At 47.3% G+C, this 24741-nt stretch carries 20 protein-coding genes and 1 riboswitch; of the genes, 15 read left to right on the forward strand and 5 right to left on the reverse strand.

Annotation, left to right across the window (positions count from 1 at the left end; all coding sequences use genetic code 11):
* Positions 1–111 precede the first annotated feature (111 nt).
* The 9 genes from aceE to recJ all read left to right on the forward strand — a co-directional run bounded on the left by aceE (position 112) and on the right by recJ (position 12462).
* Complete coding sequence (aceE, locus tag QLH32_RS11655) at positions 112–2829, forward strand: pyruvate dehydrogenase (acetyl-transferring), homodimeric type (protein WP_283266369.1); 2718 nt, start codon at positions 112–114, stop codon at positions 2827–2829.
* 2 nt (positions 2830–2831) lie between these two features.
* Positions 2832–4781 (forward strand): 2-oxo acid dehydrogenase subunit E2, encoded by a 1950-nt coding sequence (locus QLH32_RS11660; RefSeq protein ID WP_283266370.1) that lies wholly within the window; start codon positions 2832–2834, stop codon positions 4779–4781.
* Between the two features lie 123 nt (positions 4782–4904).
* On the forward strand, positions 4905–5186 hold the full coding sequence (locus tag QLH32_RS11665) for a hypothetical protein (RefSeq protein ID WP_267981267.1): 282 nt from the start codon (positions 4905–4907) through the stop codon (positions 5184–5186).
* Between the two features lie 40 nt (positions 5187–5226).
* Positions 5227–5368, forward strand: a riboswitch (yybP-ykoY riboswitch).
* Positions 5369–5452: 84 nt separating this feature from the next.
* Positions 5453–6028 (forward strand): TMEM165/GDT1 family protein, encoded by a 576-nt coding sequence (locus QLH32_RS11670; protein ID WP_283266371.1) that lies wholly within the window; start codon positions 5453–5455, stop codon positions 6026–6028.
* 161 nt (positions 6029–6189) lie between these two features.
* Positions 6190–6996, forward strand: coding sequence for an oxygen-binding di-iron domain-containing protein (locus QLH32_RS11675; protein ID WP_283266372.1), 807 nt, complete (start codon positions 6190–6192; stop codon positions 6994–6996).
* 117 nt (positions 6997–7113) lie between these two features.
* The gene (gene guaB, locus QLH32_RS11680) at positions 7114–8580 is read left to right on the forward strand and encodes an IMP dehydrogenase (protein ID WP_267981265.1); all 1467 of its coding nucleotides are present in this window, start codon (positions 7114–7116) and stop codon (positions 8578–8580) included.
* A gap of 125 nt (positions 8581–8705) precedes the next feature.
* Positions 8706–10043 (forward strand): phosphoglucosamine mutase, encoded by a 1338-nt coding sequence (gene glmM, locus QLH32_RS11685; RefSeq protein ID WP_283266373.1) that lies wholly within the window; start codon positions 8706–8708, stop codon positions 10041–10043.
* Positions 10044–10104: 61 nt separating this feature from the next.
* Positions 10105–10761 (forward strand): pyridoxamine 5'-phosphate oxidase, encoded by a 657-nt coding sequence (pdxH, locus tag QLH32_RS11690; protein WP_283266374.1) that lies wholly within the window; start codon positions 10105–10107, stop codon positions 10759–10761.
* Complete coding sequence (gene recJ / locus QLH32_RS11695; RefSeq protein ID WP_283266375.1) at positions 10762–12462, forward strand: single-stranded-DNA-specific exonuclease RecJ; 1701 nt, start codon at positions 10762–10764, stop codon at positions 12460–12462. It abuts the gene before it with no gap.
* A gap of 74 nt (positions 12463–12536) precedes the next feature.
* On the opposite strand, the gene QLH32_RS11700 is transcribed toward recJ, so the two are convergent.
* Entirely contained in the window at positions 12537–13304 is a 768-nt protein-coding gene (locus tag QLH32_RS11700; protein ID WP_283266376.1) for a putative porin, read from the reverse strand.
* 409 nt (positions 13305–13713) lie between these two features.
* On the opposite strand from QLH32_RS11700, the gene prfB reads away from it, so the two are divergent.
* The 3 genes from prfB to QLH32_RS11715 all read left to right on the forward strand — a co-directional run bounded on the left by prfB (position 13714) and on the right by QLH32_RS11715 (position 16389).
* A protein-coding gene (prfB, locus tag QLH32_RS11705) for a peptide chain release factor 2 (RefSeq protein ID WP_279958774.1) occupies positions 13714–14809 on the forward strand; the annotation gives its coding sequence in 2 pieces (ribosomal slippage) (positions 13714–13785 and positions 13787–14809; 1095 coding nt in all).
* Positions 14810–14970: 161 nt separating this feature from the next.
* A complete protein-coding gene (locus tag QLH32_RS11710) occupies positions 14971–15273 on the forward strand; it encodes an ArsR/SmtB family transcription factor (RefSeq protein ID WP_038346460.1) in 303 nt (100 codons plus the stop codon).
* Between the two features lie 51 nt (positions 15274–15324).
* Entirely contained in the window at positions 15325–16389 is a 1065-nt protein-coding gene (locus QLH32_RS11715) for an alkene reductase (RefSeq protein WP_283266377.1), read from the forward strand.
* Positions 16390–16489: 100 nt separating this feature from the next.
* Here QLH32_RS11715 and QLH32_RS11720 read toward each other — a convergent pair whose 3' ends face one another.
* Positions 16490–17506, reverse strand: coding sequence for an SRPBCC family protein (locus QLH32_RS11720; RefSeq protein WP_283266378.1), 1017 nt, complete (start codon positions 17504–17506; stop codon positions 16490–16492).
* 153 nt (positions 17507–17659) lie between these two features.
* Here QLH32_RS11720 and QLH32_RS11725 point away from each other — a divergent pair, with 153 nt between their 5' ends.
* Together QLH32_RS11725 and QLH32_RS11730 are read left to right on the forward strand one after the other, a co-directional pair.
* A complete protein-coding gene (locus QLH32_RS11725; RefSeq protein WP_283266379.1) occupies positions 17660–18976 on the forward strand; it encodes a 3-deoxy-D-manno-octulosonic acid transferase in 1317 nt (438 codons plus the stop codon).
* A complete protein-coding gene (locus QLH32_RS11730; protein ID WP_283266380.1) occupies positions 18973–19680 on the forward strand; it encodes a 16S rRNA (uracil(1498)-N(3))-methyltransferase in 708 nt (235 codons plus the stop codon). Before QLH32_RS11725 ends, QLH32_RS11730 begins: the two co-directional genes overlap by 4 nt.
* On the opposite strand, the gene QLH32_RS11735 is transcribed toward QLH32_RS11730, so the two are convergent.
* Together QLH32_RS11735 and QLH32_RS11740 are read right to left on the reverse strand one after the other, a co-directional pair.
* Positions 19660–20640 carry a mechanosensitive ion channel family protein gene (locus QLH32_RS11735; RefSeq protein ID WP_267980861.1) on the reverse strand — a complete coding sequence of 327 codons (981 nt, stop codon included), beginning with the start codon at positions 20638–20640 and terminating at the stop codon, positions 19660–19662. The genes QLH32_RS11730 and QLH32_RS11735 overlap by 21 nt on opposite strands.
* 116 nt (positions 20641–20756) lie before the next feature.
* Positions 20757–21326 (reverse strand): DUF805 domain-containing protein, encoded by a 570-nt coding sequence (locus QLH32_RS11740; RefSeq protein ID WP_267980860.1) that lies wholly within the window; start codon positions 21324–21326, stop codon positions 20757–20759.
* 274 nt (positions 21327–21600) lie between these two features.
* Here QLH32_RS11740 and acs point away from each other — a divergent pair, with 274 nt between their 5' ends.
* Entirely contained in the window at positions 21601–23544 is a 1944-nt protein-coding gene (gene acs / locus QLH32_RS11745) for an acetate--CoA ligase (protein WP_283266381.1), read from the forward strand.
* A gap of 185 nt (positions 23545–23729) precedes the next feature.
* Here the strand turns inward: acs and msuE are convergent, their stop codons facing one another.
* The gene (msuE, locus tag QLH32_RS11750) at positions 23730–24470 is read right to left on the reverse strand and encodes an FMN reductase (protein ID WP_283266382.1); all 741 of its coding nucleotides are present in this window, start codon (positions 24468–24470) and stop codon (positions 23730–23732) included.
* Between the last annotated feature and the right edge of the window lie 271 nt (positions 24471–24741).

Genomic DNA, 24741 nt, shown 5'->3' on the forward strand with positions numbered 1-24741 from the left:
TAGTGAGAAAATAATAAGGAGTTTTATATTCACCTAGGGCAATATCCTTATCAAAGTAAAACATGATAGAAATAGTACCGACAAAATAACTTAAGGGAAAAGGTGAATTGTATGGCGTTTTATGGCGACTCTGACGCGCAGGAAACCCAGGAATGGCAAGAAGCATTTGATTCAGTATTACAACATATGGGCACGGAACGCGCCGCTTTCTTACTAGAAAAACTATATCAACGGGCAATTGCAAAACACGTTCCAATCCAACGTCTCAATACACCTTACCTCAACACCATTTCAGTTGAAGAGCAACCTGCGATGCCAGGTGACCAGGACATGGAGCGCCGTATTCGCGCCCTGATTCGCTGGAATGCCCTGGCGATGGTGTTGCGTGCCAATAAAACTGGGGATGACCTCGGTGGGCATCTTGCCAGCTTCGCATCCTCCGCCACTTTGTATGATGTGGGCTTTAACCATTTTTTCCGTGCCGCCTCGGATAATTTCGGCGGTGACATGATTTATTATCAGGGTCATTGCGCACCTGGTATCTACGCGCGTTCTTTTCTGGAAGGCCGTTTAACCGAAGAACAGCTCAATAATTTCCGCCGTGAGGTGGGGGGCAATGGTCTTCCGAGTTATCCGCATCCCTACCTGATGCCTGACTATTGGCAGTTCCCAACCGTGTCGATGGGTCTTGGCCCCATTATGTCGATCTATCAGGCCCATATCCAAAAGTATCTGATGAATCGTGGCCTGATCAAGGAAGAAGACCGCAAAGTCTGGGCCTATCTCGGTGATGGTGAAATGGATGAGCCTGAAAGCCTGGGAGCCATTTCACTGGCAGGTCGTGAGAAGCTGGATAATTTGGTTTGGGTGGTAAACTGTAACTTGCAGCGTCTGGATGGACCAGTGCGGGGCAATGGCAAGATCATTCAGGAACTGGAGTCGATTTTCCGTGGCGCAGGCTGGCGTGTGATTAAGGTGGTCTGGGGCCGTCACTGGGATCCGTTACTTGCCCAGGACACTTCAGGGGCATTAAAGGCACGTATGGAAGAAGCGGTGGATGGCGATTACCAGCGCTATCAGGTGAAAGGGGGTGCCTATGCCCGTGAGAACTTCTTTGGCAAGTATCCAGAAGCGGCTGAACTGGTCAAGAATCTCAGTGATGAAGATATTGATGCGCTCAACCGTGGTGGACATGACCCCTACAAGGTCTATGCCGCCTATGCGGAGGCAACCAAGAGCAAGGGACAGCCAACCGTCATTTTAGCCAAGACAGTCAAGGGCTATGGTTTGTCCGATGAAATCGAGGCGGTCAATAAAACCCACCAGATCAAGAAAATGCAGCTTGATTCATTGAAGTATGTACGTGACCGTTTTAACCTGCCGATTAATGATGAACAGCTTGAAGAACTGCCATTCTATCGCCCAGCGGAAAACTCGCCTGAGCTGAAGTATATGAAGGCGCGTCGTGAGGCTTTGGGTGGTTACCTGCCTGCGCGCCGTAAGAACAGCACCTCCCTGCCAATTCCAGAGCTTTCCATTTTTGATGCTGTACTGAAAGGCAGTGGTGAGAAGCAGCAGTCCACCACCATGCTGATGGTGCGCCTGATCTCGGCATTATTGAAGGAAAAGGCTATCAAGGACCATGTGGTGCCGATCGTACCCGATGAGGCACGTACCTTTGGTCTGGAGGGGATGTTCCGTCAACTGGGTATTTATGCGGCACACGGACAGAAATATACGCCCGAAGATAATGAGCAGCTCATGAACTACCGTGAGGCCAAAGATGGGCATATGCTACAGGAAGGCATCAACGAGGCGGGTGCAATGAGCGCATGGGCAGCATTGGGCACCAGTTATTCAACCAATAACCTGCCGATGATTCCAATGTATATGTACTACTCCATGTTTGGTTTTCAGCGTATTGGCGACATTGCATGGGCAGCGGGTGATGCACAGGCGCAGGGCTTCCTACTTGGCGCGACCGCTGGCCGTACCACACTGAACGGTGAGGGTTTGCAGCATCAGGATGGCCATTCGCATATTCTGGCAGGTACCATTCCAAACTGTGTTGCCTATGATCCCTGCTTTGGTTATGAGCTTGCGGTGATTGTGCATGATGGCCTGAAACGCATGTATCAGGATCAGGAGCGGGTGTTCTATTATCTTACGGTGATGAATGAAAACTATGAGCATCCTGAAATGCCAGCGGGGGCTGAAGAGGGCATTAAACGCGGGATGTATTTATTAGAAAAAGATGAGCAGGCAACTGTTCAATTGCTGGGTTCAGGTGTGATTTTGCGTGAAGTGATTAAAGCCGCGAAAATTTTGCGTGATGAATACCAAATCCATTCCAATGTATGGAGTGTCACCAGCTTTAATGAGCTAGCGCGTGATGGGATGGCATGTGATGAATACAACCGCTTACATCCATTGGCGGATACTGCAAAAGAGTCATGGGTGTCACAGCAGTTACGTAATACCGATGGCATTGTGGTTTCTGCAACAGACCACATGCGTGTCTACAGCGAGCAAATCCGAGCCTATCTGCCAGACAACCGTCCATACGTGACCTTGGGTACTGATGGTTATGGCCGTTCGGATACCCGTGGCAACCTGCGCAGTTATTTCGGTGTGGATGCGGCCCATATCGTGGTGGCAACCCTGAAGAAACTGGCGGATGAAGGCGAAGTTGAAAACCGTCTGGTCAAGGATGCGATTTCTTCTTTTGAACTGGATACTGATCGTCCAGTGGCGTGGGCACCCCAGGCACATCCTCAGGTGCAGGCGGTGGCTGAATACCATGAACATCAAACAGGTGAGGGGAACTGATTATGCAAATCCAAACACCTGATATTGGCGTAGATAAGGCGCTGGTCGCGGAAATTCTGGTGAAAGTCGGTGATCATGTTGCCGTTGATGACAGCCTTTTGGTGCTGGAGTCAGACAAGGCAACGGTTGAAGTACCAAGCACCAAGGCAGGCATCGTCAAAAATATTCTGGTTCAGCAGGGCGATGAGGTTACCGAGGGCGTGGCACTGATCGAGCTGGAAGATGAATCTCAAACTGCTGAATCACCTGGGCAGGAGAAGCCAGAGTCCGATGCAGCAAAAGCAGAAGAAAAGCCTGTGGTGGAAGCGGAACCAGAAGCTAAGCCAGCAGTTGAAACCACTCAGGCAGCAGCTTCCAGCCAAGTGCTTGATGTGAAAGTTCCAGATATTGGCGTGGAAAAGGCGCTGGTTGCGGAAGTGCTGGTTAAAGTGGGTGACCAGATTGAACCTGAACAGAGCATTGTGGTGGTTGAGTCGGACAAGGCCACGGTGGAAGTACCCAGTACAGTTGCTGGTGTTGTTGAGGCGGTCCAGATCAAGGAGGGCGACAGCGTTAAGGAGGGTGTGGTATTGATTCAGGTCAAGACTACAAACACCGATACGCCATCTGAACCAGAGGCCAAACCAGATAAAACGCAGGAAACTGACTCTTCCAGTACAGAAACAGGTGAGCTGGAAATTACCGTGCCTGATCTGGGTGTGGAAAAGGCATTGGTTTCAGAAATTCTGGTGAATGTGGGTGACCATGTCGAAGCACAGCAAAGCCTGTGTGTGGTTGAGTCTGATAAGGCCTCGGTTGAGGTGCCAAGCTCATCTGCGGGTATTGTGAAAGCCATCCATGTGTCACCGAATCAGGAAGTCCGTCAGGGCATGGCGCTGGCAACCATTGAGGTGAGTGGCGAGGAAGTTGCCCCAGCAAAGCCCAAGGCTCAGGCTGCGGTTCCAGCAGAAAGTAAAGCCACAGCGAAGCCGCAACCGACAGCATCGACAACAGCCACTCCTGTGCAGGCAGAGAAACTGACCAAGGCACAGGAAGAAGATAACGCTAAAGTCTATGCAGGCCCTGCCGTGCGTAAACTGGCGCGTGAACTGGGTGTGGTACTTGCCCAGGTAAAAGCTTCGGGTGAGCATGGCCGTGTGATGAAGGAAGATGTGTTTGCCTATGTGAAAACACGATTAACCGCGCCACAGGCCGCTTCCTCATCCCAGACGGTGGCAGTCACTGCTGGTTTGCCAGCATTACCAGACTTTAGTGCCTTTGGCGATGGTGAAGTAAAGGTAATGACACGCTTGCAGCAGGTGTCCGTACCACAACTGTCATTGAACAATTTCATTCCTCAAGTCACCCAGTTTGACTTGGCGGATATTACTGAACTGGAAGCATGGCGCGGCGAACTTAAGGATGGTTTCAAGAAGCAGGGTATTAGCCTAACTATCTTGGCCTTTATTGCCAAAGCTGTTGCCCATTTGCTGAAAGAGGAGCCTTATTTTGCTGGGCATTTGGCAGACGACCAGAAGTCGGTGCTGCTGCGTAACGAAATTCATATGGGGATCGCAGTTGCAACGCCAGATGGCTTAACGGTTCCTGTATTGCGTAATCCTGACCAGAAATCCATTAAGCAGATTGCCACTGAGTTGGCTGAGCTGAGCCAGAAGGCACGTGATCGTAAGTTGTCACCAAAAGACCTGCAAGGTGCCAACTTTACCATTACCAGTCTGGGCAGTATTGGTGGAACAGCGTTTACGCCATTGGTGAACTGGCCGCAAGTAGCAATTTTGGGTATCTCACCTGCAACCATGCAGCCTGTGTGGAACGGTAAGGACTTTGATCCAAGATTAATGCTGCCATTGTCACTGTCCTATGACCATCGGGTGATTAATGGTGCGGATGCGGCGCGTTTTAGCAATAAATTGACCAAACTGTTAAAGGATATTCGAAGTTTGTTGCTGTAAAGATTTTAAATTGAGAATACCTCGCCTAAGCGGGGTTTTCTTTTTATGATGATCTTTTATTTATGGCAATTGCGATAAAATAAAGATTTCTTATTCAAAACACTTTTTAGAATTGGTGCAGGGATGTTGGTGATTTATCGGGTGATGCTGCCATTGCTACTCATCGTTTTTGTCCTGATGGGGTTGTGGGTCAGCTATTTGCATTTTCCGTGGGCTTGGGTGATGTATGTTGTAATGGGGTTGGAAATGCTGGTGGCGACAGTGGTCATGGCAATGGAATATCAGGCCCAGCATGTGGGTGGCGCAAGTGGCTGGGGCAGCTTTGGTTTTCTTGGCCTCAGTGTCTATTTGGCCTTTTTACTGGGCATCGTCCGTGTGCTGATTTGGGCTTACCAAAAATTTTGAGTCTAGCGATTTAAAACGATTTAATTCTTTGGTAAAATAAAACCACTTCATTGGGGAGTAGCCGCTCTTTACGCAAAGTAGAGAGGTGATGATCAACATAATTGTTCAACAGAACATGGTCATCATAGCAAAGAACCAAAAACAGCTTTTCAGCTGTGCTTTTGTTGGCAAGACCTTTGATTTATCACTCTGCAATCAATCCATTTGATTTTGGCTAGCAGGAGGGATAGGTCATCGGTATATTTTGCTAGCCAGAGCATTCAACCATGTATGAATTTCTCATCTCCACCTCAGTTGTTGCCCTTGCTGAAATGGGCGATAAAACCCAACTGCTGGCATTGCTGCTTGCGGCGCGTTTCCGTAAACCGATTCCCATCTTAATTGCCATTTTACTGGCCACCACCATCAACCATGGCCTCTCCGCGGTACTGGGACAATGGATTACCACGGTACTTAGTCCTGAAGTGCTGTTGTGGATTCTTGCGCTTGGTTTTATTGGCATGGCGATCTGGATGCTGATCCCAGATGAACTGGGTGATGAAACTGAAAGCATCAATAAATGGCAGAGATTTGGTGTGTTTGGTGCAACCTTTATCCTGTTTTTTCTGGCAGAAATCGGTGATAAAACCCAGATTGCCACGGTTGCCCTGGCGGCACGTTTTGACAGTGTGTTTTGGGTGATGTGTGGTACAACGGTAGGGATGATGATTGCCAATGCGCCAGCAGTATTTATTGGCGACAAACTGGCAGATAGATTACCCATCTCATTGATTCATAAAATTGGTGCCGCGATCTTCCTTGTGGTGGGTATTTCGGCATTGGTGCAGCATTATTATTTCTAGTACCCATTCCCAGACATATAAACAAGACCCATACCTCGTTATGGGTTTTTTCTTATAAATTACGATAAAAGTCCAATATTAGATTGAAACATGAGCTAAATCCCATTATTTTGTTATGGAATTAAAATATTTCATATTTAAAGGTTTTTTCTGGGGTTGTTATGAGCTTTGAGCGGACTACATCGCAAATACTATTTGATAATGGTACACATAAATGCATTAGTTTTACCAGTTTGGTGAAAGGTGAGGGCATTCAGGCCAACCAGTTCCTGATTATTGACCATGATCGCGCCGCGGTGCTCGATCCAGGCGGTGACCTCACCTATGTGCCCTTAACCATGGAGTTAAACCGCTATACCAAACTGAAAAATCTGGACTACGTAATGGCCTCACATCAGGACCCTGACATCATCACCTCAATGCCGCGCTGGCTGGTCTACACTGATGCCAAGGTGGTGGCATCCAAGCTATGGGCACGCTTTTTACCGCACTTAAACTCTGCATTTATGAGTGACCGCATGAAAGGAGACTGGGAGGAACGCTTGATTGAACTGCCTGATACAGGTCAGGTGATTGCATTGGGTGAGTCTGTGATTGTTGCCATTCCAGCCCATTTCCTGCATTCGGTAGGCAACTTCCAGTTTTATGATCCAGTCGCCAAAATTCTTTTTTCAGGGGACATGGGCGCCTCGATTGTTGATGATGCCAGCCAGCCGATTACCGATTTTGAAGCTCATATCAAGAAGATGAAAGGCTTCCACCAGCGTTATATGTGTTCCAACAAGGTCATCCGTTTGTGGGTGAATATGGTTCGCCAGATGGACCTTGACATGATTGTGCCGCAGCATGGCACCGCATTTGTTGGAAAAGAGATGATCAACCAGTTTCTGGACTGGATTGAGGGTCTGGAATGTGGGGTGGACCTGATGAATGAATATGTGTTCAGTATTCCAGCCGAGATCAGTTAGAATTTTTTAAGGCGGGACAGGGACAGTCAGTGCCTATAAATTATTTTCATCATAGAAAATGAAAATCACGGCAAAATTTGTTTATAATAGCTCACGGAAATTACCAGTGAGATTGTTATGCTGACCATCGTTCAAGAAGCCTTGACCTTCGATGATGTCTTATTACTTCCTGCCTACTCAACTGTTCTCCCAAAAGATGTCTCCTTAAAGACACGTTTAACTCGCGGCATCCAACTGAATATCCCCCTCGTTTCTGCTGCAATGGATACGGTGACTGAGTCACGTATGGCGATTGCGATGGCGCAGAATGGCGGTATTGGTATTTTGCATAAAAACATGGACATTGCAGCGCAAGCCGCTGAAGTGCGCCGTGTGAAAAAATTCGAAGCGGGTATGGTGAAAGACCCAATCACCGTTACCCCTGAAACCACTGTGCGTGAGCTGATTGCGATTACCCAGGCGAATAATATTAGCGGTGTGCCTGTGGTTAAGGATGGCAAGGTTGTGGGTATCGTGACAGGTCGTGATACACGTTTTGAAACCAACCTTGAACAACCTGTCAGCAACATCATGACAGGTCAGGACCGTCTGGTGACTGTTCGTGAGGGCGAGTCTAAGGAAAACATTCAGGCACTGCTGCAAAAACACCGTATTGAAAAAGTGTTGGTCGTTGGTGAACACAACGAACTCAAGGGCTTGATTACGGTGACTGATTTCCGTAAAGCTGAAAGCTATCCAAACAGTTGTAAAGATGATCTTGGCCGTCTACGTGTGGGTGCCGCGGTGGGTACAGGTGCCGAGACACCAAGCCGTGTGGAAGCATTGGTTGATGCTGGCGTGGATGTGATTGTGGTGGATACCGCACATGGTCATTCAGCAGGTGTGATTGAACGCGTTCGTTGGGTAAAGGCAAACTATCCACAGGTTCAAGTGATTGGTGGAAACATTGCGACGGGTGATGCGGCGTTGGCATTGCTTGATGCAGGTGCGGATGCGGTAAAAGTGGGGATCGGTCCTGGTTCAATCTGTACCACTCGTATTGTGGCGGGTATTGGTATGCCACAAATTTCTGCAATTGACAGTGTCGCGAATGCATTGAAAGACCAAATTCCCCTGATTGCGGATGGCGGTATTCGTTTCTCTGGCGACATGGCGAAAGCGATTGGTGCAGGTGCCAGCACCATCATGGTCGGTTCACTCCTTGCAGGGACTGAAGAGGCACCAGGTGAGGTTGAATTTTTCCAGGGCCGTTACTATAAAGCGTATCGTGGTATGGGGTCTTTGGGTGCAATGGCGGGTGCAACAGGTTCCGCTGACCGTTATTTCCAGGACTCTAAAGCGGGTGCTGAGAAGTTGGTGCCAGAAGGAATCGAAGGCCGAGTTCCCTACAAAGGCCCGATGGGTAACATCGTACACCAAATGATGGGTGGCTTACGTTCTTCTATGGGCTATACAGGTTCATCCGTGATTGAAGAGCTTCGTCAAAATGCGAAATTCGTGAAAATTACCTCAGCAGGTATGTCGGAATCGCATGTACATGACGTGACCATTACCAAGGAAGCGCCGAACTATCGAGTTGGTTGATTTTTGGTAATTTAGCCGTTGGAAAAACCGTCAGTTCACTGACGGTTTTTTTGTTTTGGTGTAAAGTGAAAGCATGAATAAAGATATGGCACAGCGTCATATAAACATAAGAAAGTGAGTAAAAAATGAGTTATTTTGGCACTGATGGTATTCGTGGCAAATTCGGGCAAATGCCGATTACCCCTGAGTTTGCATTAAAACTGGGTTTTGCGGCGGGAAAAGTATTAAAAAGAAACAGTCCTAAAAACAAGCCAATTGTTGTGTTGGGGAAAGATACCCGTTTATCTGGCTATATTCTGGAAGCGGCGTTGCAGTCGGGCCTGAATGCCGCGGGTGTTTATGTGCATTTACTGGGGCCATTGCCCACACCAGCGATTGCCCATTTAACCCGTGCCCTGCATGCACATGCGGGCATTGTGATTTCAGCATCACACAATCCTTATTTTGATAATGGCATTAAATTCTTTTCCAGCGAAGGCAAGAAACTTCCCGATAACTTGCAGGATGAAATTAATCAGGAACTGGAAAAAGAACTGCTCATAGATGATACGGCGAACCTGGGTAAAAGTGTCCGTGTCAAGGATGCCAATGGACGCTATATTGAATTCTGTAAATCCTCATTTCCCTATCATTTTGACTTAAATGACTTAAAGATTGTGGTGGACTGTGCTAATGGTGCCGCTTACAACGTCGGGCCGTCCGTGTTCCGTGAGCTTGGGGCGAAAGTTATTTCACTTTATAACGAGCCAGATGGTTTAAACATTAATGAAAACTGTGGCTCAACCCACCCTGAACAATTGCAGAAAGCGGTGGTCGAGCATCAGGCTGACCTTGGGATTGCCTTTGATGGTGATGCAGACCGTGTGGTCATGGTCGACAGGAATGGTCAGTTGATTGATGGTGACCATATCCTTTACATCCTTGCAACACAGGCGAAAAACAAGCCAGCGGGTGTGGTGGGCACCGTGATGAGCAATATGGCGCTGGAGCTGGCCTTGCAGCAAGCCAATGTGGGCTTTGTACGTGCCAAAGTTGGTGACCGTTACGTTTTACAGGCCCTCGAAGAAAATGCATGGGCGATTGGTGGGGAACCGTCAGGGCATATTCTAACGCTGGATAAAAGCACCACGGGCGATGCCATTATTGCTGCATTGCAGGTATTGACGGTGATGGTGGAACAGGGCAAGGCACTGCATGAACTGGTGGCGGGTTTTGAACTGTTCCCGCAGGTGCTGGTCAACGTACGTTTGCAACAGATGATTGACCCATACTCAATTCCTACGCTGGTTGAAGAGTTTGAGAAAGCGGAACAGCAACTTCAGGGCCGTGGACGGCTGTTGATCCGTAAATCTGGAACCGAACCTGTGATTCGGGTTATGGTTGAGGGGGACCAACTCGAGGAAGTTGAAGCGCTGGCAAATCATCTGGCAGATGCAGTACGCACCCAGGCTCAGGCAGCATAAATATCGGTAGGGGCGTATCGTATACGCCCAATGCTTAATTGTTTCACGTCAGAGGGAAAATATGAGTGATCTAGTCAAAGACCTGAGTGAATTGCGTTTAAGCTATGAGCAAGGTGAACTACATGAAGCACAGGTCAGCGGGAATCCACATCTACAGTTTCTGAACTGGTTTAACCATGCGCTTGCTGCAAATCTGCATGAACCCTATGCCATGTCATTGGCGACTGCAAATGCACAAGGCCATCCGCATGTACGTACTGTGTTGCTACGTGGTGCCACAGAAGTAGGCTATGACTTCTATACCAATTATGACAGCCAGAAAGGGATGGATCTTGCCGAGAATCCTTATGCCGAGTTGCTTTTTTACTGGCCGAGTCTGGAACGGCAAGTGCGGATCGGTGGCAAGGTCATCAAGATTTCCGAACAGGAATCGACTGACTATTATTTGAAACGTCCGCGTGACAGCCAGATTGCGGCACATATCAGCACACCGCAAAGTGGTGTGACCAGCAGCCGTGACGTGTTGCAACAACGTTTTCAGGACTTGCAGCAGCAGGTGGCTGATCAGGACGAGCTTAGCAAGCCTGAGTTTTGGGGCGGTTATCGCCTGCAAGCTGATTATTATGAATTCTGGCAGGGGCGGCCAAACCGTTTGCATGACCGCCTAAGTTATGAAAAACATAATGGACTTTGGACCATACAGCGTTTGATGCCATAAATGACCCAGATAAAAATTCAACAAAGACCCCTCCTGACACGCCCTGAACAGTTTCAGGGCGTGCCAGCTTTCATTGCTGAAATATTGGCACGACGTGGCGTTCAGTCTGAACAGGAACTTGAGCTTAAACTCAAGCATCTGCTTGCACCCAGTCTCAAGGGACTGGACACGGCGGTTGAACTGATCGATCAGGCGATTGACCAGCAGCAGAAGATTGTCATTATTGGTGATTATGATGCCGATGGCGCGACCAGTACCGCCCTGATGGTCTTGGTGCTACAAGAGATGGGTGCGGTGGTTGAATATCTGGTGCCTGACCGTTTCAAGTATGGTTATGGGCTCACGCCTAAAATTGCCGAGCTGGCACAGCAGACCTATCAGCCAGATTTACTGATTACGGTGGATAATGGCATCTCCAGCCATGCAGGGGTTGAAACGGCACAGGCCTTGGGGATGCAGGTGATTATCACTGACCACCACCTGACCACCAAGCAAACACCATCCGCAGAGGCCGTGGTGAATCCCAACCAGTTGGGCTGTGAGTTTCCAAGCAAGGCATTGGCAGGCGTGGGGGTGGCGTTTTATGTGTTGGCGAAGTTGTCATCTCATCGCGGCCAACAGGGTAAAAGCAGCAGCAAGGTGACGCAGTATCTGGATTTGGTTGCGTTGGGCACCTATGCCGATGTGGCAACACTGGACTATAACAATCGGATTTTGATTGATGCGGGCCTTAAGCGGATTCAGCAGCACCAGTGTCGAGCAGGAATTCTGGCCCTGCTGGATATTGCAGGGCGGGATGCTGCAAGCCTGCGTGCACAGGATTTGGGTTTTGTGCTTGGACCACGTATCAATGCGGCTGGTCGCATGGAAAGCATGCGAATCGGGATAGAGTGCCTGCTTGCGCCCGATATGGCAAGTGCCTATCCAATTGCCCAACAATTAAACCAGTTAAATATCGAGCGCCGTCAGGTTGAGGGTGCGATGAAGCAGCAGGCGCTCAGTGCGCTGCAACATATTCAGTTAGAAACGGAACATTTACCTGCCGCATTGGTGATGTTTGATGAACAGTGGCATCAGGGTGTGATTGGCATTGTGGCGGGACGTTTAAAGGAACAGTTCCATCGTCCCAGTCTGGTGTTTGCCCCTGATGAGGATGGAATTCATATCAAGGGTTCGGCACGTTCAATCGAGGGCATTCATATTCGCGACATCATTGAACAGGTGGCGGAGCAGTATCCCCATTTGGTCAGCCATTTTGGTGGACATGCTGCCGCCGCTGGCCTTACCCTGAATAAAGCCCATTTTGAGGAGTTCAGGCAGGTATTTACCCAGTACATTGCGGAAATGGATCAGGACTTATTTCAGGCAACCGTGTGGACGGATGGTGTGTTGGCTGATACCGCATTGGACCTTGCGACCCTGAACTGGATCGAACAGCTTGGCCCCTGGGGACAGAAGTTTCCACTGCCCCAGTTTGAGGGAAACTTTAAGGTCATCGACTATCGGTGGCTGAAAGACCAGCATTTAAAGTTAAAGCTGGCTCTCGGACAGCAGGTTGTGGATGCCATTGCCTTTAACGCGGCGGATCGTTTTGAGTTCAACCCGATGCTTGGCTATGTCGACTTGGTGTATACACTGGAACGTAATGTGTTTAATGGCACCACCAGCCTGCAACTTCAGGTGGTGCATTTAAGCCAATAAAAAATCCGCCCATAAGGGCGGATTCCTCAGGGTCTGTGAAAGATCAGCAGGCCCTATATTCTCTCTGGAGAGAATTAGAAGCGGTATGCACCACGGATACCGTAGGTATTGTAGTCATCACCGAAACCGATACGACCTTCAAGGCTTACCTGCTGATTGAAGAATTTCTTCGCAGAAATACCCCATTCATCACGGTCAGTTAAGTCGTTGTTGTAGTAGTCAGCGCCAACACTGAGGGTCTTGTCAAGGTAGTAGTCACCCTTAACGCGGTATTCATCCAAATCGCCAAACGCGCCGTAGGCTTCAAGGTTGATGTCATTGCCACCCACCTGAGTCACGTATTTGGCACGCACGGTTGGGTCAGCACCATCCTTACCATCTTTCTCGTCGTAGCCTGTCACACCCAATGCAAGCAACAAGCCTGGTGCTGGTAAATAACCCACTTCAGCGCCATAAGTTGTTACTTTCTGGTCTACTGGTGTGTTGTCCACTTCAAGTTCGGTACGGCCCAAGCGACCACTTAAGTAAAAGTCGCTGTTCGGTACGAAGTATTCAACACCCGCACCATATTCAGAGTTTTTCACGCCATTATTGCTGGCGTAGTCAATTTTTGCATTCACGTTGCTGGCACGGTTGAGGAATGCAGCTTCAGCAAGTGGTGCGTTACGGGTTTGAACTGGATTGAAATAATAAGTCCCGTCCACGCCAAAACTGTTTGTGCTATCAAAATCGTCCCAATCTGTATAGGTATATGAACCACCTACTTCAGCTTGATACGCATGAGCGGTTCCTGTTACTGCAAGTACAGATAGAAGTGCCGATGCAATTGCTAATTTTTTCATGGTTATGCCCCTTTTGAGATAATGAACCAAGTGAATATTGATTACACGTTTTGTTACAACTTTTAGTCTAGTGGAAAAAAAATGATCGTCAATCGCTGGAAGGTAATTTAACATTAAAAATGTAAATGACTTGTAAAATTGACATTTTATCTATTTGATTATTATTAATAATTTTTAAATGTTTTGATTTATTAAAACTTAGGAGATATTGTGTACATTGGTGTTTTTCGTGTAATTTTTACTTATTTCTATGAAAAAAACAGATAAGCGTAAATATTAATCCATCAGAAAAAATGCTCTAAATATTTTTTCATTATCAATAAAACTTGTCGAAATCAGGTGGCTGTGTCGTATAGGGCAGTTATGTTAAAATAGTGAATTGTGTGAAAAATATTGAGAGAAAAGACGCGTGGAAATTAATCCGTATCTAAACCAATTGAAAGATTTAACTGATCGTAGCCAGACACTACGGGGGTATCTTTGACTACGATCTAAAGGCTGAGCGTTTAGAAGAAGTTTTAAGAGAACTAGAAGACCCTGCAATCTGGAATGATCAAAATCGTGCCCAAGCGATTGCCAAGGAAAAGGGCAGTTTAGAAAATACTTTAGGTGTGTTTGACCGTCTTGCGGAACAGTTGGACGATGCCAAGGCCATGCTGGATCTTGCGGTTGAGGCCGATGATGAAAGTTTACTCACCGATGTGCAGGCCGAACTGGACAGTGCCGAACAGGCATTGGGAAATCTTGAATTCCGCCGTATGTTTAGCAATCCAATGGACCCAAACCCTTGCTTCCTTGAAATCCAGTCAGGTTCAGGCGGGACAGAGGCACAGGACTGGGCATCCATGTTATTGCGTATGTATCTGCGCTGGATTGAACGTCATGGCTTTAAGGCTGAATTGATGGAAGTCTCTGATGGTGATGTGGCGGGCATTAAGTCGGCAACCATCCGTGTTGATGGCGAGTTTGCCTATGGCTGGTTGCGAACTGAAAGTGGCGTACACCGCTTGGTACGTAAGTCACCATTTGACAGTAACAACAACCGTCATACCTCATTCTCGGCAGTATTTGTATCGCCAGAGATTGACGACAACATCGAAATTGACATCAATCCATCCGATGTCCGTACCGATACCTACCGTGCTTCGGGTGCGGGTGGTCAGCACATTAACAAAACGGATTCTGCGGTACGTTTGACCCACGCCCCAACAGGCATTGTGGTGGCGTGCCAGAACCAGCGTTCACAGCATGCCAACCGTGACCATGCCTGGAAACAGTTACGTGCCAAACTCTATGAACTGGAAATGAGCAAACGTAATGAGGCAGCTCAGGCGCTGGAAGACTCCAAGTCGGACATTGGCTGGGGTAGCCAGATTCGTTCTTATGTGCTGGATGATTCTCGCATCAAAGACTTACGTACAGGGATTGAAAATTCAAATACCAAAGCAGTTTTGGATGGCGATTTGGATAAGTTCATTGAAGCAAGTTTAAAGCAGGGTCTATAAGTTTAGTCAGCTTAAAACGGCAATCTCGTTCAGCACAGGTTTGTTAATCGAAAAAATATGATATTAATATCGAAAAAAATGGATATTAATATTTAAAAAATTCGATATAATGAATTCAGGTGCTGAACAAAGCTTTGCCTGTTGAGAAACGTGGTGAGTCTATGGATATTGATGTAATCAGCAAGGCCTTAGCCAATCCATTACGTCGGCAGATTTTGCAATGGTTGAAACAACCTGAGCAATTTTTGCCTGTGCAGGAATGTGGTGGCAGTTTTGAACGTGGCGTATGTGCAGGACACATCGAACGTTTAGGCAAGGTGGCGCAATCGACCATGTCGAATCATTTGTCTGTGTTACAACAGGCGGGTTTGATCAAGGTTGAGAAATATGGACAATGGTCATATTTTACCCGCAATGAAGCTTTGATTCAGCAATACATCGAACATTTAAAACAAACACTTTAATACCGTGTTGCATAAGCCCAGCACGACTGAAAAAGTGAAGTTGAGGCGATCATGGCTGAACTAAATTCTACGCTGCAAGTGGGTGATTTCACGATTAAAAACCGTCTGGTTTTGGCACCCCTGACCAGAGCGCGCAGTGGGGCGGAGCGTATTCCAAATGACTTGATGGTGGAATATTACCAGCAACGTGCCAATGCAGGTTTAATCATTACTGAAGCAACGGTGATTAGCCCAAAAGCGGTAGGTTATGCCAATACTCCAGGTTTATGGTCACAGGAACAGGCGCAGGCATGGCATAAAATTGTAGATGCGGTGCATGCACAGGGTTCAAAAATCGTGGTTCAGCTCTGGCATGTCGGACGTATTTCGCACCCAGACTTGTTGGATGGCGACACGCCAGTGGCGCCGAGTGCAATCCAGCCCGCAGGTGAAGTGAGCCTGCTTCGTCCAAAACGTCCTTTTGTCACGCCTCGTGCTTTATCGCATGAAGAAATTCAGGATATTGTCGCGCAATATAAGAATGCTGCTGAACTTGCCAAAGCGTCTGGTTTTGACGGTGTTGAGCTACATGCGGCCAATGGCTACCTGATTGACCAGTTCCTGCAAAGTTCAACCAATAGACGTGAAGATGAATACGGTGGTTCAATTGAAAACCGCGCCCGTTTACTTCTACAGGTGGTTGATGCCTTTATTGAAGTATGGGGTGCGGGTCGAGTTGGTGTGCATCTGGCACCGCGTGGTGATTCGCATGACATGGGTGATGACAATCCACTGGCTACGTTTGGTTATGTGGTTGAACAGCTTGATCAGCGCAATGTTGCCTTTATTTTCACCCGTGAATATGAGGCGAAAGATAGCCTGCAACCACAACTTCGCCCTAAATTTAAAGGCGTTTGGATTGCCAATGAAAACTTAACTGCCGAATCAGCGAATCGTATTTTGGCTACTGGGCAGGCGGATGCAGTTTCATTTGGTAAACCTTATATTGCCAATCCTGATTTATTGGAACGTCTGGAAAATGATTTGCCTTTAAATCAAATTCAGTTCGAAACTTTATATGGTGCAGGTGCAGAAGGTTATACCGATTATCCTGTTTTTGAACAACTGGAAGCATAGGCTGCGTTTTTATTCGGCATGGTTTCGATCATGCCCTGTATCATTCTCATAAAAATATGAATATCGGGTGGATGATGATCTGCCCGATATTCATTTAATTTTAAGTCTTGCTTTGCTGCACTACCGCCTGTTCACTTCGATTCTTATAAAAATCCAGAATCACATTGGAAAAATCATGCACCATCAGTTGCGCAACACGATTGGCATAGAAATTCACTTCGGTACTGATGCGATAGTCTATTTTTAAGGTCACTCTGGTTTGTTGCGGATTGATTGGGGTCAGTTCAAAAGAGGTATATTTAAGATCAAAATACTTCCCTCCAATACTGACATGATCATCCAGCGCACCTTTGGGAATTGAATCTGGCGCAAAGCGATAGGTCCAGCTTAAATATTGGTTCGGTTTGGACTGCTGGATGATTTCATCAAAATGAATATCTTTTTGCCAGGTCGAATAGCGAATCAGCCCCTCATCTGTGGTTTTGGTGATGCCTGAAACAGGATAGGGCACACCGATGGAATACAGCAGGCTAGGTTTAAATTCCTCTGGTCGAATATCATGTGCATGGTTAAGCTGATACCAAATCACTTCAGCAGGTGCATCAACCACAATGCTTTTTTCCACCTGATCATAATGCAGTTGGGTTTTCTCTGGTAAGGTCAGCAGGATAAAAGGCAGCAAGGCAATGCTATAAATGGCTTTATTCGGTTTCCAGATAAAATGACACAGCCATTTCATCACGGCCGCACCCAGTAGCATGCCCACAAATAAAATCGGGGTCATGATCGCCACACAAATCGCACCCTCATGCAGCACAATGATGGCAAATAGCAGCAACACCACCAGAAAAATACAAACCACTTTAAAGGACTGTACAAAGGAAACTGCATGCTGATAGTTCTGGATATAGGCGATCAATGCCCCAATGATAAACGGAACACCGATCAGGAAACTGGCGGTCATCAGCGCTTCAAGATGACTGGCAAACAATGCCCATAGGCAGCACAGTAGCGCCAACAACAAGAAAGGCAGCATGACTTTAATCGGGCTACGTGCTGGGTAATGACTTTTTTCTGGTTGGGGTGGTCTAATCTGGTCGGACCAATCAGGCTGCATGGTTTTTCTCAAAGCTATTCTTGTTGGTGTATTAGCCTATCATTTTTTGTTTCAGCCGATTGGGTCAATGGTCGTTTCCACAATTATAAATTGTCAAAACCCCATCAATTTCCGCATAATGGGCTGAGATGAAATGGTAATGTATGGTCTAGGATGGCGCAGACACAGACAACACGACAAACCCCGTTCTGGTATAACTTTTTACTGGCGTGTCTCAAGCCGCTCTATCGCTGGAAAATAAGACAACGGGCGGAAAATGAGGTGCTGTTCCAGCAGGAATCTATCGAGCGTTTCGGGCCTTTCCAGCCACCTAAAAATGTCAATGCAATCTGGTTTCATGTCGTGTCAGTGGGTGAAACCAATGCTGCACAGCCCTTGATTGAGCATTATTTAAAACAAGGTCATCCTGTGTTGGTGACCAATACCACCAAGACAGGACAGGCACGAGCCAAGTCATTATTTGCTGAAAAATATTCAAATTTATTTCAGGCAGTATATTTGCCAGTTGATCAGAAAACTTTGCTTAGACAATTTTTCGATCTCTACCGACCTCGACTGTTGGCTTTGGTCGAAACCGAAATCTGGCCAAATTTGATTGCGGAAGCACGGCAGCAAAATATTCCATGTATCTTGCTGAATGCCCGACTTTCTGAAAAATCGGCCAAAGGTTATGGCAAGGTTCCCCGCCTTGCCCAGCCGATGTTGCAGCAACTGACTTGGTTGTTGGCACAGGATGCAGCCACACAACAGCGTTATGTGGCTTTAGGCTTGGATCAGGCCAAAAGTCAGGTGGTGGGCAATATCAAGTTTGATATTGAAGCACCATCACACTATATCCAGCAGGCGGAACAATTGAAACAGCAGTGGCAATTGGCGGATCGTCAGGTGATCACATTGGCAAGTACCCATGCGCCTGAAGAAGAAAACCTGTTAAAACAATTACAAGCTCATTTAAATGCAAATCCGAATTTACTCTGTATTGTGGTGCCCCGTCATCCTGAACGCTTTGATGAAGTCTATAATGTCTGCCAGCGTTTAGGTTTAAATACCCAACGCCGTAGTCTTCAACAGATGATTCAGCCCGATACACAAGTCTTTCTTGCCGATAGTATGGGCGAGATGTGGCTATGGTATAGCTTAAGTCAAGTTTGTTTTGTCGGTGGTTCACTGAATGAACCAGGCGGTGGACACAATATTCTGGAACCGATGGTATTGAATGTCCCAACGGTGGTTGGCCCTCGCTATTTTAATTTCCAGAGTATTGTTGATGAGTTTGTGGCAGCACAGGGGATTTTGGTTGGAGAAAATGCAGCACAAGTAGCACAGCAACTTTTAAGCTGTCTGGATGATTCAGCCCAGACCCAGCAACTGGTTGCTCATGCCCAGCAGGTGTTGCAGCGCAATAAAGGCTCGCTACAAAAACATATCCAGTTGCTTGACCACTATTTACAGCAAACCGCATCATCATGAATATTGTTTTACTTGAAGCTGAACAAACCCAATCCGAGTTCTGGAAAATTGAAAATCCAAGACAACTGCAACATTTAAGCCAGCATATTCAGTTAAATGCTGGAGATACCTTAAAGGTCGGTATTCGCAATGGTCAGCGCCATCTCACGGAAGTTGTAACGATTTCAGGGCAACATATTGTACTCAGGCCGATTCAGGCCGAAGCCTTACCTGCAAAGTTGCCTGTGCATTTGATTTTGGCCTTGCCACGTCCCAAGGTGTTGCGTCGTATCATCATGGATGCGGTGACTTTGGGCGTGGAGCGAATTAGCCTGATTCATAGCTATCGGGTGGATAAGAGTTATTGGCAAAGCCCATTTTTACAGCAACTCAATGATTATGTAACGCTGGGGCTGGAACAGGCGGGCGACACCATCGAACCAGAAATCCAGCTTTATAAAAGGTTTAAACCTTTTGTTGAGGATATATTGCCAAGCTTTATTTCAGGACAACGGCCCGCCTATGTGGCGCATCCCTATGCAGAACAGCAGATGCCATATGCAATCCAGCATTCATGTAGCCTGATCATTGGGCCAGAAGGCGGCTTTATTCCCTATGAGGTCGATTTGCTGCAAAAAAATGGTTGCCAGGCCATGAGCCTTGGCAACCGAATTTTGCGTACTGAAACAGCGGTATCGTCTATTTTAGGTCGGTTGTTTGTCTGAACGCTCGGCGTTGTCCGACTGATCGCCACGATCGACTTTTACTTCCTGTACAGGGTAGGGAATTGAGATACCCTGTTCATCAAAGGCTGCCACCACCAGTTCCTGAATCTCGCTGATTGAGGTTCCAGTTGAGGTTTCGGTGGTGTTGACCCACCAGCGTACCGTCAGGTTAATCGAGAAGTCTGCCAGTGCGGTAACATTCACTGAAAAGGCAGGCTGACTCAGCACGTTACGGTTATGGTCCAGAATCTTCAGGATAATGTCCTTGGCCTGCTGGATATTGTCTTCATAGCCAATGCCGACCATAAACTCACAACGGCGGCGCTGGTAGGCATTGTTCACTGTCACGGCACTGGTATAGACCGTCGCATTGGGAATGACGATACGGCGACCATCTGGAGAACGCAGGAATGTGGCACGAATCTGGATATCCTCAACATTGCCCTCCATGCCATTCACCACAATGTCATCACCAATGCGGAAAGGTTCCCCCAGTAAAATCAGTACGCCTGAAAGTAAATTCTGGAAGATATCCTTAAATGCGAAACCAATGGCGACCGAACCAATCCCCAGTGCCCCAATCAGTTGGCTTGGGGTAAAGCCTGGAATGGCAATCACCAGCGCGATCAGGAAACCAAAGAACAGGATAAAGGTGCTGCCGACCCGATTTAGTACCAGTACCAGGTTCTGGCGGGTGTAGCTGCGATTTTCCAGCGTTTTGCGAATAAAGAACTTAAACAGCTTGGTCAACAGCCAAAAAATGATAAACACCGCAATGGCGATGCAGATATAGGGAACCCGCTGCCAGAAACTGTCGATGATCTTGTCAATCGTGGTATAGGCATCATGGTATTTTTCAGTATGGGCCAATACAGTCTGCGTGGTTTTGGCACCTGCCTGCTGGATCAGTTCACCTGTGTCCTTGGCGACATTGGTCAGTGTTGTTTGTTCATTTGCCACAGAAAAATCTCTATTTCGCAAAGTGGGAATGGAAAGGGGAAGCAATCATAATGAATTTATCGCAAATATGCATGTAAAGTTCAGTTGTTGTTTCACCCCACTTATGCTCTGGAAACCTAGAAGTATCCAGTTGTGTTCTGAATCATTTGTGTTGGCCCCTCCCATAAGTCTGGGCTGGCAAAGTAATAGAAAAACACGAAGATAAACAGCATCATCAAGATACTCAGGATGATCATGATCCATGCCAGCAGCTTTTCCCATGTGGTGGATGGACGGACATCACCATAATCATTGCGATAGGGCGTACCTGGCGCAAGCAACACATAGAAAGTAAACAGCAACTGGATAAGGGGAACGAGCAGCAGCAGGCTTAGCCAGCCTGTCTTGTTGAGGTCATGTAGACGACGAATCAGGAAAACAATCTGGAAATAAACCGTTGCAAACCACAGAGCAATCATGGCGAATATCATAAGGCCTGGAAATGCAGAAAGCATGGGAGTGTCCAGATTGACATTGTGAATACTGACAATGCCAGTGAACAGCATAAGGAAGATCAAAACCGCCATGCAGGTCAGGCTGAGCAGGCCATACCAGCCCAGATAGCTGAGTCGGTTAAACCGCCCCTTGGCGGATAAGGGATGGTCATTGATGGGCTGTGTCTGGGAGGAGAGTGGGGGATTCAACATCATATTTTCCTATTTTTTGTTTATTAAATCTTTTAAGGTATGGGCAATGATCAAAATAATCACTTATTTTAAAAACAAAAAGCATAGACAAGCAGTTCAAATTTAAATTATTTTGAGTAAATTTTTGAAAATAAACTGATCGTAACATTCCTACGACCAAAGCCGCATTGTTTAGTCTTGTAAATGGTGTCCATACTGCAAGAGAGAACAAAACATACCAGAAGAATAGATGTGATCATCTAGGGTATGAAATAAAAAACCAAGGAAGTAAGCTATGAAAGAAATCTACCCAGTGCCTGATAAATTCAAAGAAACGGCAAGAATCTCGGAAGCAGACTATTTCAAACGTTACCAGCATTCCATTGAGCAGCCTGAAGCATTTTGGGCGGAAGAAGCGCAAAAGATTGACTGGATTAAGCCCTTTACCCAAGTCAAGAATACCAGTTTTAGTCAGGATGACTTCAAGATTGAATGGTTCGCCGATGGTGAGCTGAATGTCTCCGCAAACTGTCTGGACCGTCATCTCAAGGATAATCCATTAAAACCTGCCATTATCTGGGAAGGTGACCATCCATCACGCCATAAAATCATCTCCTTTGCCGAGTTGCATGATGAGGTGTGCCGTTTTGCCAATGTGTTGAAGAAACAGGGTGTGGTGAAAGGTGACCGTGTGGTGCTGTACATGCCAATGGTGCCTGAAGCGGCGATTGCCATGCTGGCATGTGCCCGCATTGGTGCGGTGCACTGTGTGGTGTTCGGGGGGTTCTCGCCTGATTCACTGGCAAGCCGTATTGAGGACAGCCAAGCCAAACTGGTGATTACCGCCGATGCGGGAATGCGTGGTGGCAAGCTGATCCCATTGAAGGAAAATGTTGACGCCGCCCTGGATATTCAGGGAACGGACAGTGTAGAGAACGTAATTGTGGTGCACCGTACAGGCAACCCGATTCAGTTCAATGAGGCGCGTGACATCTGGTATCACCTTGCCATTATGGAAGTGGATGAGCACTGTCCACCTGAGCCGATGAAGGCGGAAGACCCACTTTTCATCCTTTACACCTCTGGTTCAACAGGCAAGCCAAAAGGGGTGCTACATACCACGGGTGGTTATCTGGTCTACGTCAACACCACCTTTAGGGAAGTGTTTGACCTTAAAGAGGATGATGTGTACTGGTGTACCGCAGATGTGGGCTGGATTACAGGCCATAGCTACCTGCTATATGGCCCGCTCAGCAATGCCACCACAACGGTGATGTTTGAGGGGATTCCACAGTATCCAACATGGGCGCGTATCGGCCATGTGATTGACAAGCACAATGTCACCATCCTCTATACCGCACCAACCGCCATTCGCGCCATGATGCGTGAGGGTGATGCCTATGTGCGTGAAAGTGACCGCAGCAGCCTACGCCTGTTGGGTTCAGTTGGTGAGCCAATCAATCCAGAAGCGTGGAACTGGTACTATGAAGTCGTCGGTGAAAGCCGTTGCCCAATTGTGGATACATGGTGGCAGACTGAAACAGGTGGAATCCTGATCTCACCATTGCCAGGTGCAACCGCATTGAAACCAGGTTCGGCAACCCGCCCATTCTTTGGGGTGCAGCCTGCCCTTGTTGATGGTGAGGGCAATGAGCTGGAGGGTGCCAATGAGGGCAATCTGGTGATTAAAGACTCATGGCCAGGCCAGATGCGAACCATCTGGGGCGATCCAGAGCGCTTTATTGAAGCCTACTTCTCCACCTTTAAAAACTGCTATTTCACTGGCGATGGTGCACGCCGTGATGAAGATGGCTACTATTGGATTACTGGCCGTGTGGATGATGTCCTCAACGTTTCAGGTCACCGTTTAGGCACAGCCGAAATTGAAAGTGCTCTGGTTGCACATGAGGCGGTAGCAGAGGCTGCGGTAGTCGGAATGCCGCATGACATCAAGGGACAGGGGATTTGTACCTTTGTCACCTTACAGGCTGATGTGGCTGAATCGGAGGAATTGCGCAAGGAACTGGTCAACTGGGTGCGTAAGGTACTTGGGCCAGTGGCAACGCCTGATGCCTTGCACTGGGCACCTGCCTTGCCAAAAACCCGCTCAGGCAAGATTATGCGCCGTATCCTGAGAAAGATCGCCGCCAATGAACTGGATACACAGGGTGATACTTCAACCCTTGCTGAACCAGCAGTGGTGGATGCCCTCATTGCAACGGTTTATCCAGACAGATAAGCCTTACCCAAATAATAAAAGAAAAGAGCGTTCAAGTGAACGCTCTTTTTTATGAGCAGTGTTTAATGGTCAGCCAGGAAAGTTGAAACCTGCCGAAAATAAAAAGCCCCAAGCCGAGTCTTGGGGCAATAATACTTGCCATTACTTTATTTTTCTTCTTATCAAGGCTAAAACCGCGTTATTGTTTATGCAACGTGGTTTAGATTTTTTTGTGGTTTTGGATGGAGGCGGGATTCTGCCGCATCCAGATCAGGTACTGCCGCTGAGGGAAGCACATCCGCCTGTTCAATCTGTTTGTTAATGCCAAGATTCTGGTTGGCCTGTTCGGTTTTTGCCCTGGTTGCCGCCGCACGCTGACCCTTGGCGGGTGCCCATTCCAGAATTGGCAGGGCACGTGCTACAGCCAGGGTCACACGGTCCGACAGTTGCTCACTTTTTACCGTGTATTCAGGTGTAAAATCGCGATCGGTGGCATATACACCAATCGGCAGGGTCTGTGCCTGAAAAAAGCTAAATAGCGGACGTAGCTGATGCTCCAGCACCAGTGCATGCCGATCACTACCACCTGAAGCCGCCAGCAATACAGGAACATCGACTAAAGCAGTCTGTTCAACAAAGTCGAAGAAGTGTTTAAATAAACCAGTGAATGATGCACGGTAAACGGGTGTGCCTACAATCAGGGCATCTGCCGCCTCAACTGCGGCAAGGTCATCCTGTACACGCTGTGGCAGTTGGTTGCGGTAAATGGCGCCACCCAATAAAGGACCAATTTCACTGAGTTTAATGAAATGCACCTTAATGCTGATTGCTTCTGAAAGTTCATCAAGGATGGCCTGAATTAAACTTTCAGTTTTAGAGGGGCTATTTAGCCCCCCTGAAACGGCAACAATGTTGAGGGGAGTGGCGATTGTCTTATGATTTGGCATGGTCGGGCCTGGGCAGTTTTCCTGAATTGCCCCTATTTATCTACCTGAATATGCTGGCTGTAAAATAAGGAAATGCTGCAAGCTTATCTTTTTTATCGATATATCTAAAAATAACGATAGGCTTGAAGTTAGTTGATTTTAATTGCATGTTTCTATTCAATATTTCTTTAAGGGCTTTATTCTTGAATAAATAGGATATGGATTATATAAATATTCGATTTATTTTGCTGGAAAAGGAAATAAATCAGGTCTTGTGCTTGACCTGCGGTTT

The organism is Acinetobacter corruptisaponis, from assembly GCF_030053775.1.
In the GTDB taxonomy this organism is placed as follows: Bacteria; Pseudomonadota; Gammaproteobacteria; order Pseudomonadales; family Moraxellaceae; genus Acinetobacter; species Acinetobacter corruptisaponis.

What these genes read in the sequence shown, in the direction of transcription:
- QLH32_RS11740 (WP_267980860.1), bottom strand. Translation starts at nt 21,326, where the DNA reads ATGTTGAATCCCCCACTCTCCTCCCAGACACAGCCCATCAATGACCAT.
- aceE (WP_283266369.1), top strand. Translation starts at nt 112, where the DNA reads ATGGCGTTTTATGGCGACTCTGACGCGCAGGAAACCCAGGAATGGCAA.
- QLH32_RS11670 (WP_283266371.1), top strand. Translation starts at nt 5,453, where the DNA reads ATGTATGAATTTCTCATCTCCACCTCAGTTGTTGCCCTTGCTGAAATG.
- QLH32_RS11665 (WP_267981267.1), top strand. Translation starts at nt 4,905, where the DNA reads ATGTTGGTGATTTATCGGGTGATGCTGCCATTGCTACTCATCGTTTTT.
- recJ (WP_283266375.1), top strand. Translation starts at nt 10,762, where the DNA reads ATGACCCAGATAAAAATTCAACAAAGACCCCTCCTGACACGCCCTGAA.
- QLH32_RS11730 (WP_283266380.1), top strand. Translation starts at nt 18,973, where the DNA reads ATGAATATTGTTTTACTTGAAGCTGAACAAACCCAATCCGAGTTCTGG.
- pdxH (WP_283266374.1), top strand. Translation starts at nt 10,105, where the DNA reads ATGAGTGATCTAGTCAAAGACCTGAGTGAATTGCGTTTAAGCTATGAG.
- QLH32_RS11725 (WP_283266379.1), top strand. Translation starts at nt 17,660, where the DNA reads ATGGCGCAGACACAGACAACACGACAAACCCCGTTCTGGTATAACTTT.
- QLH32_RS11710 (WP_038346460.1), top strand. Translation starts at nt 14,971, where the DNA reads ATGGATATTGATGTAATCAGCAAGGCCTTAGCCAATCCATTACGTCGG.
- msuE (WP_283266382.1), bottom strand. Translation starts at nt 24,470, where the DNA reads ATGCCAAATCATAAGACAATCGCCACTCCCCTCAACATTGTTGCCGTT.
- QLH32_RS11700 (WP_283266376.1), bottom strand. Translation starts at nt 13,304, where the DNA reads ATGAAAAAATTAGCAATTGCATCGGCACTTCTATCTGTACTTGCAGTA.
- QLH32_RS11715 (WP_283266377.1), top strand. Translation starts at nt 15,325, where the DNA reads ATGGCTGAACTAAATTCTACGCTGCAAGTGGGTGATTTCACGATTAAA.
- QLH32_RS11675 (WP_283266372.1), top strand. Translation starts at nt 6,190, where the DNA reads ATGAGCTTTGAGCGGACTACATCGCAAATACTATTTGATAATGGTACA.
- acs (WP_283266381.1), top strand. Translation starts at nt 21,601, where the DNA reads ATGAAAGAAATCTACCCAGTGCCTGATAAATTCAAAGAAACGGCAAGA.
- glmM (WP_283266373.1), top strand. Translation starts at nt 8,706, where the DNA reads ATGAGTTATTTTGGCACTGATGGTATTCGTGGCAAATTCGGGCAAATG.
- QLH32_RS11660 (WP_283266370.1), top strand. Translation starts at nt 2,832, where the DNA reads ATGCAAATCCAAACACCTGATATTGGCGTAGATAAGGCGCTGGTCGCG.
- QLH32_RS11720 (WP_283266378.1), bottom strand. Translation starts at nt 17,506, where the DNA reads ATGCAGCCTGATTGGTCCGACCAGATTAGACCACCCCAACCAGAAAAA.
- guaB (WP_267981265.1), top strand. Translation starts at nt 7,114, where the DNA reads ATGCTGACCATCGTTCAAGAAGCCTTGACCTTCGATGATGTCTTATTA.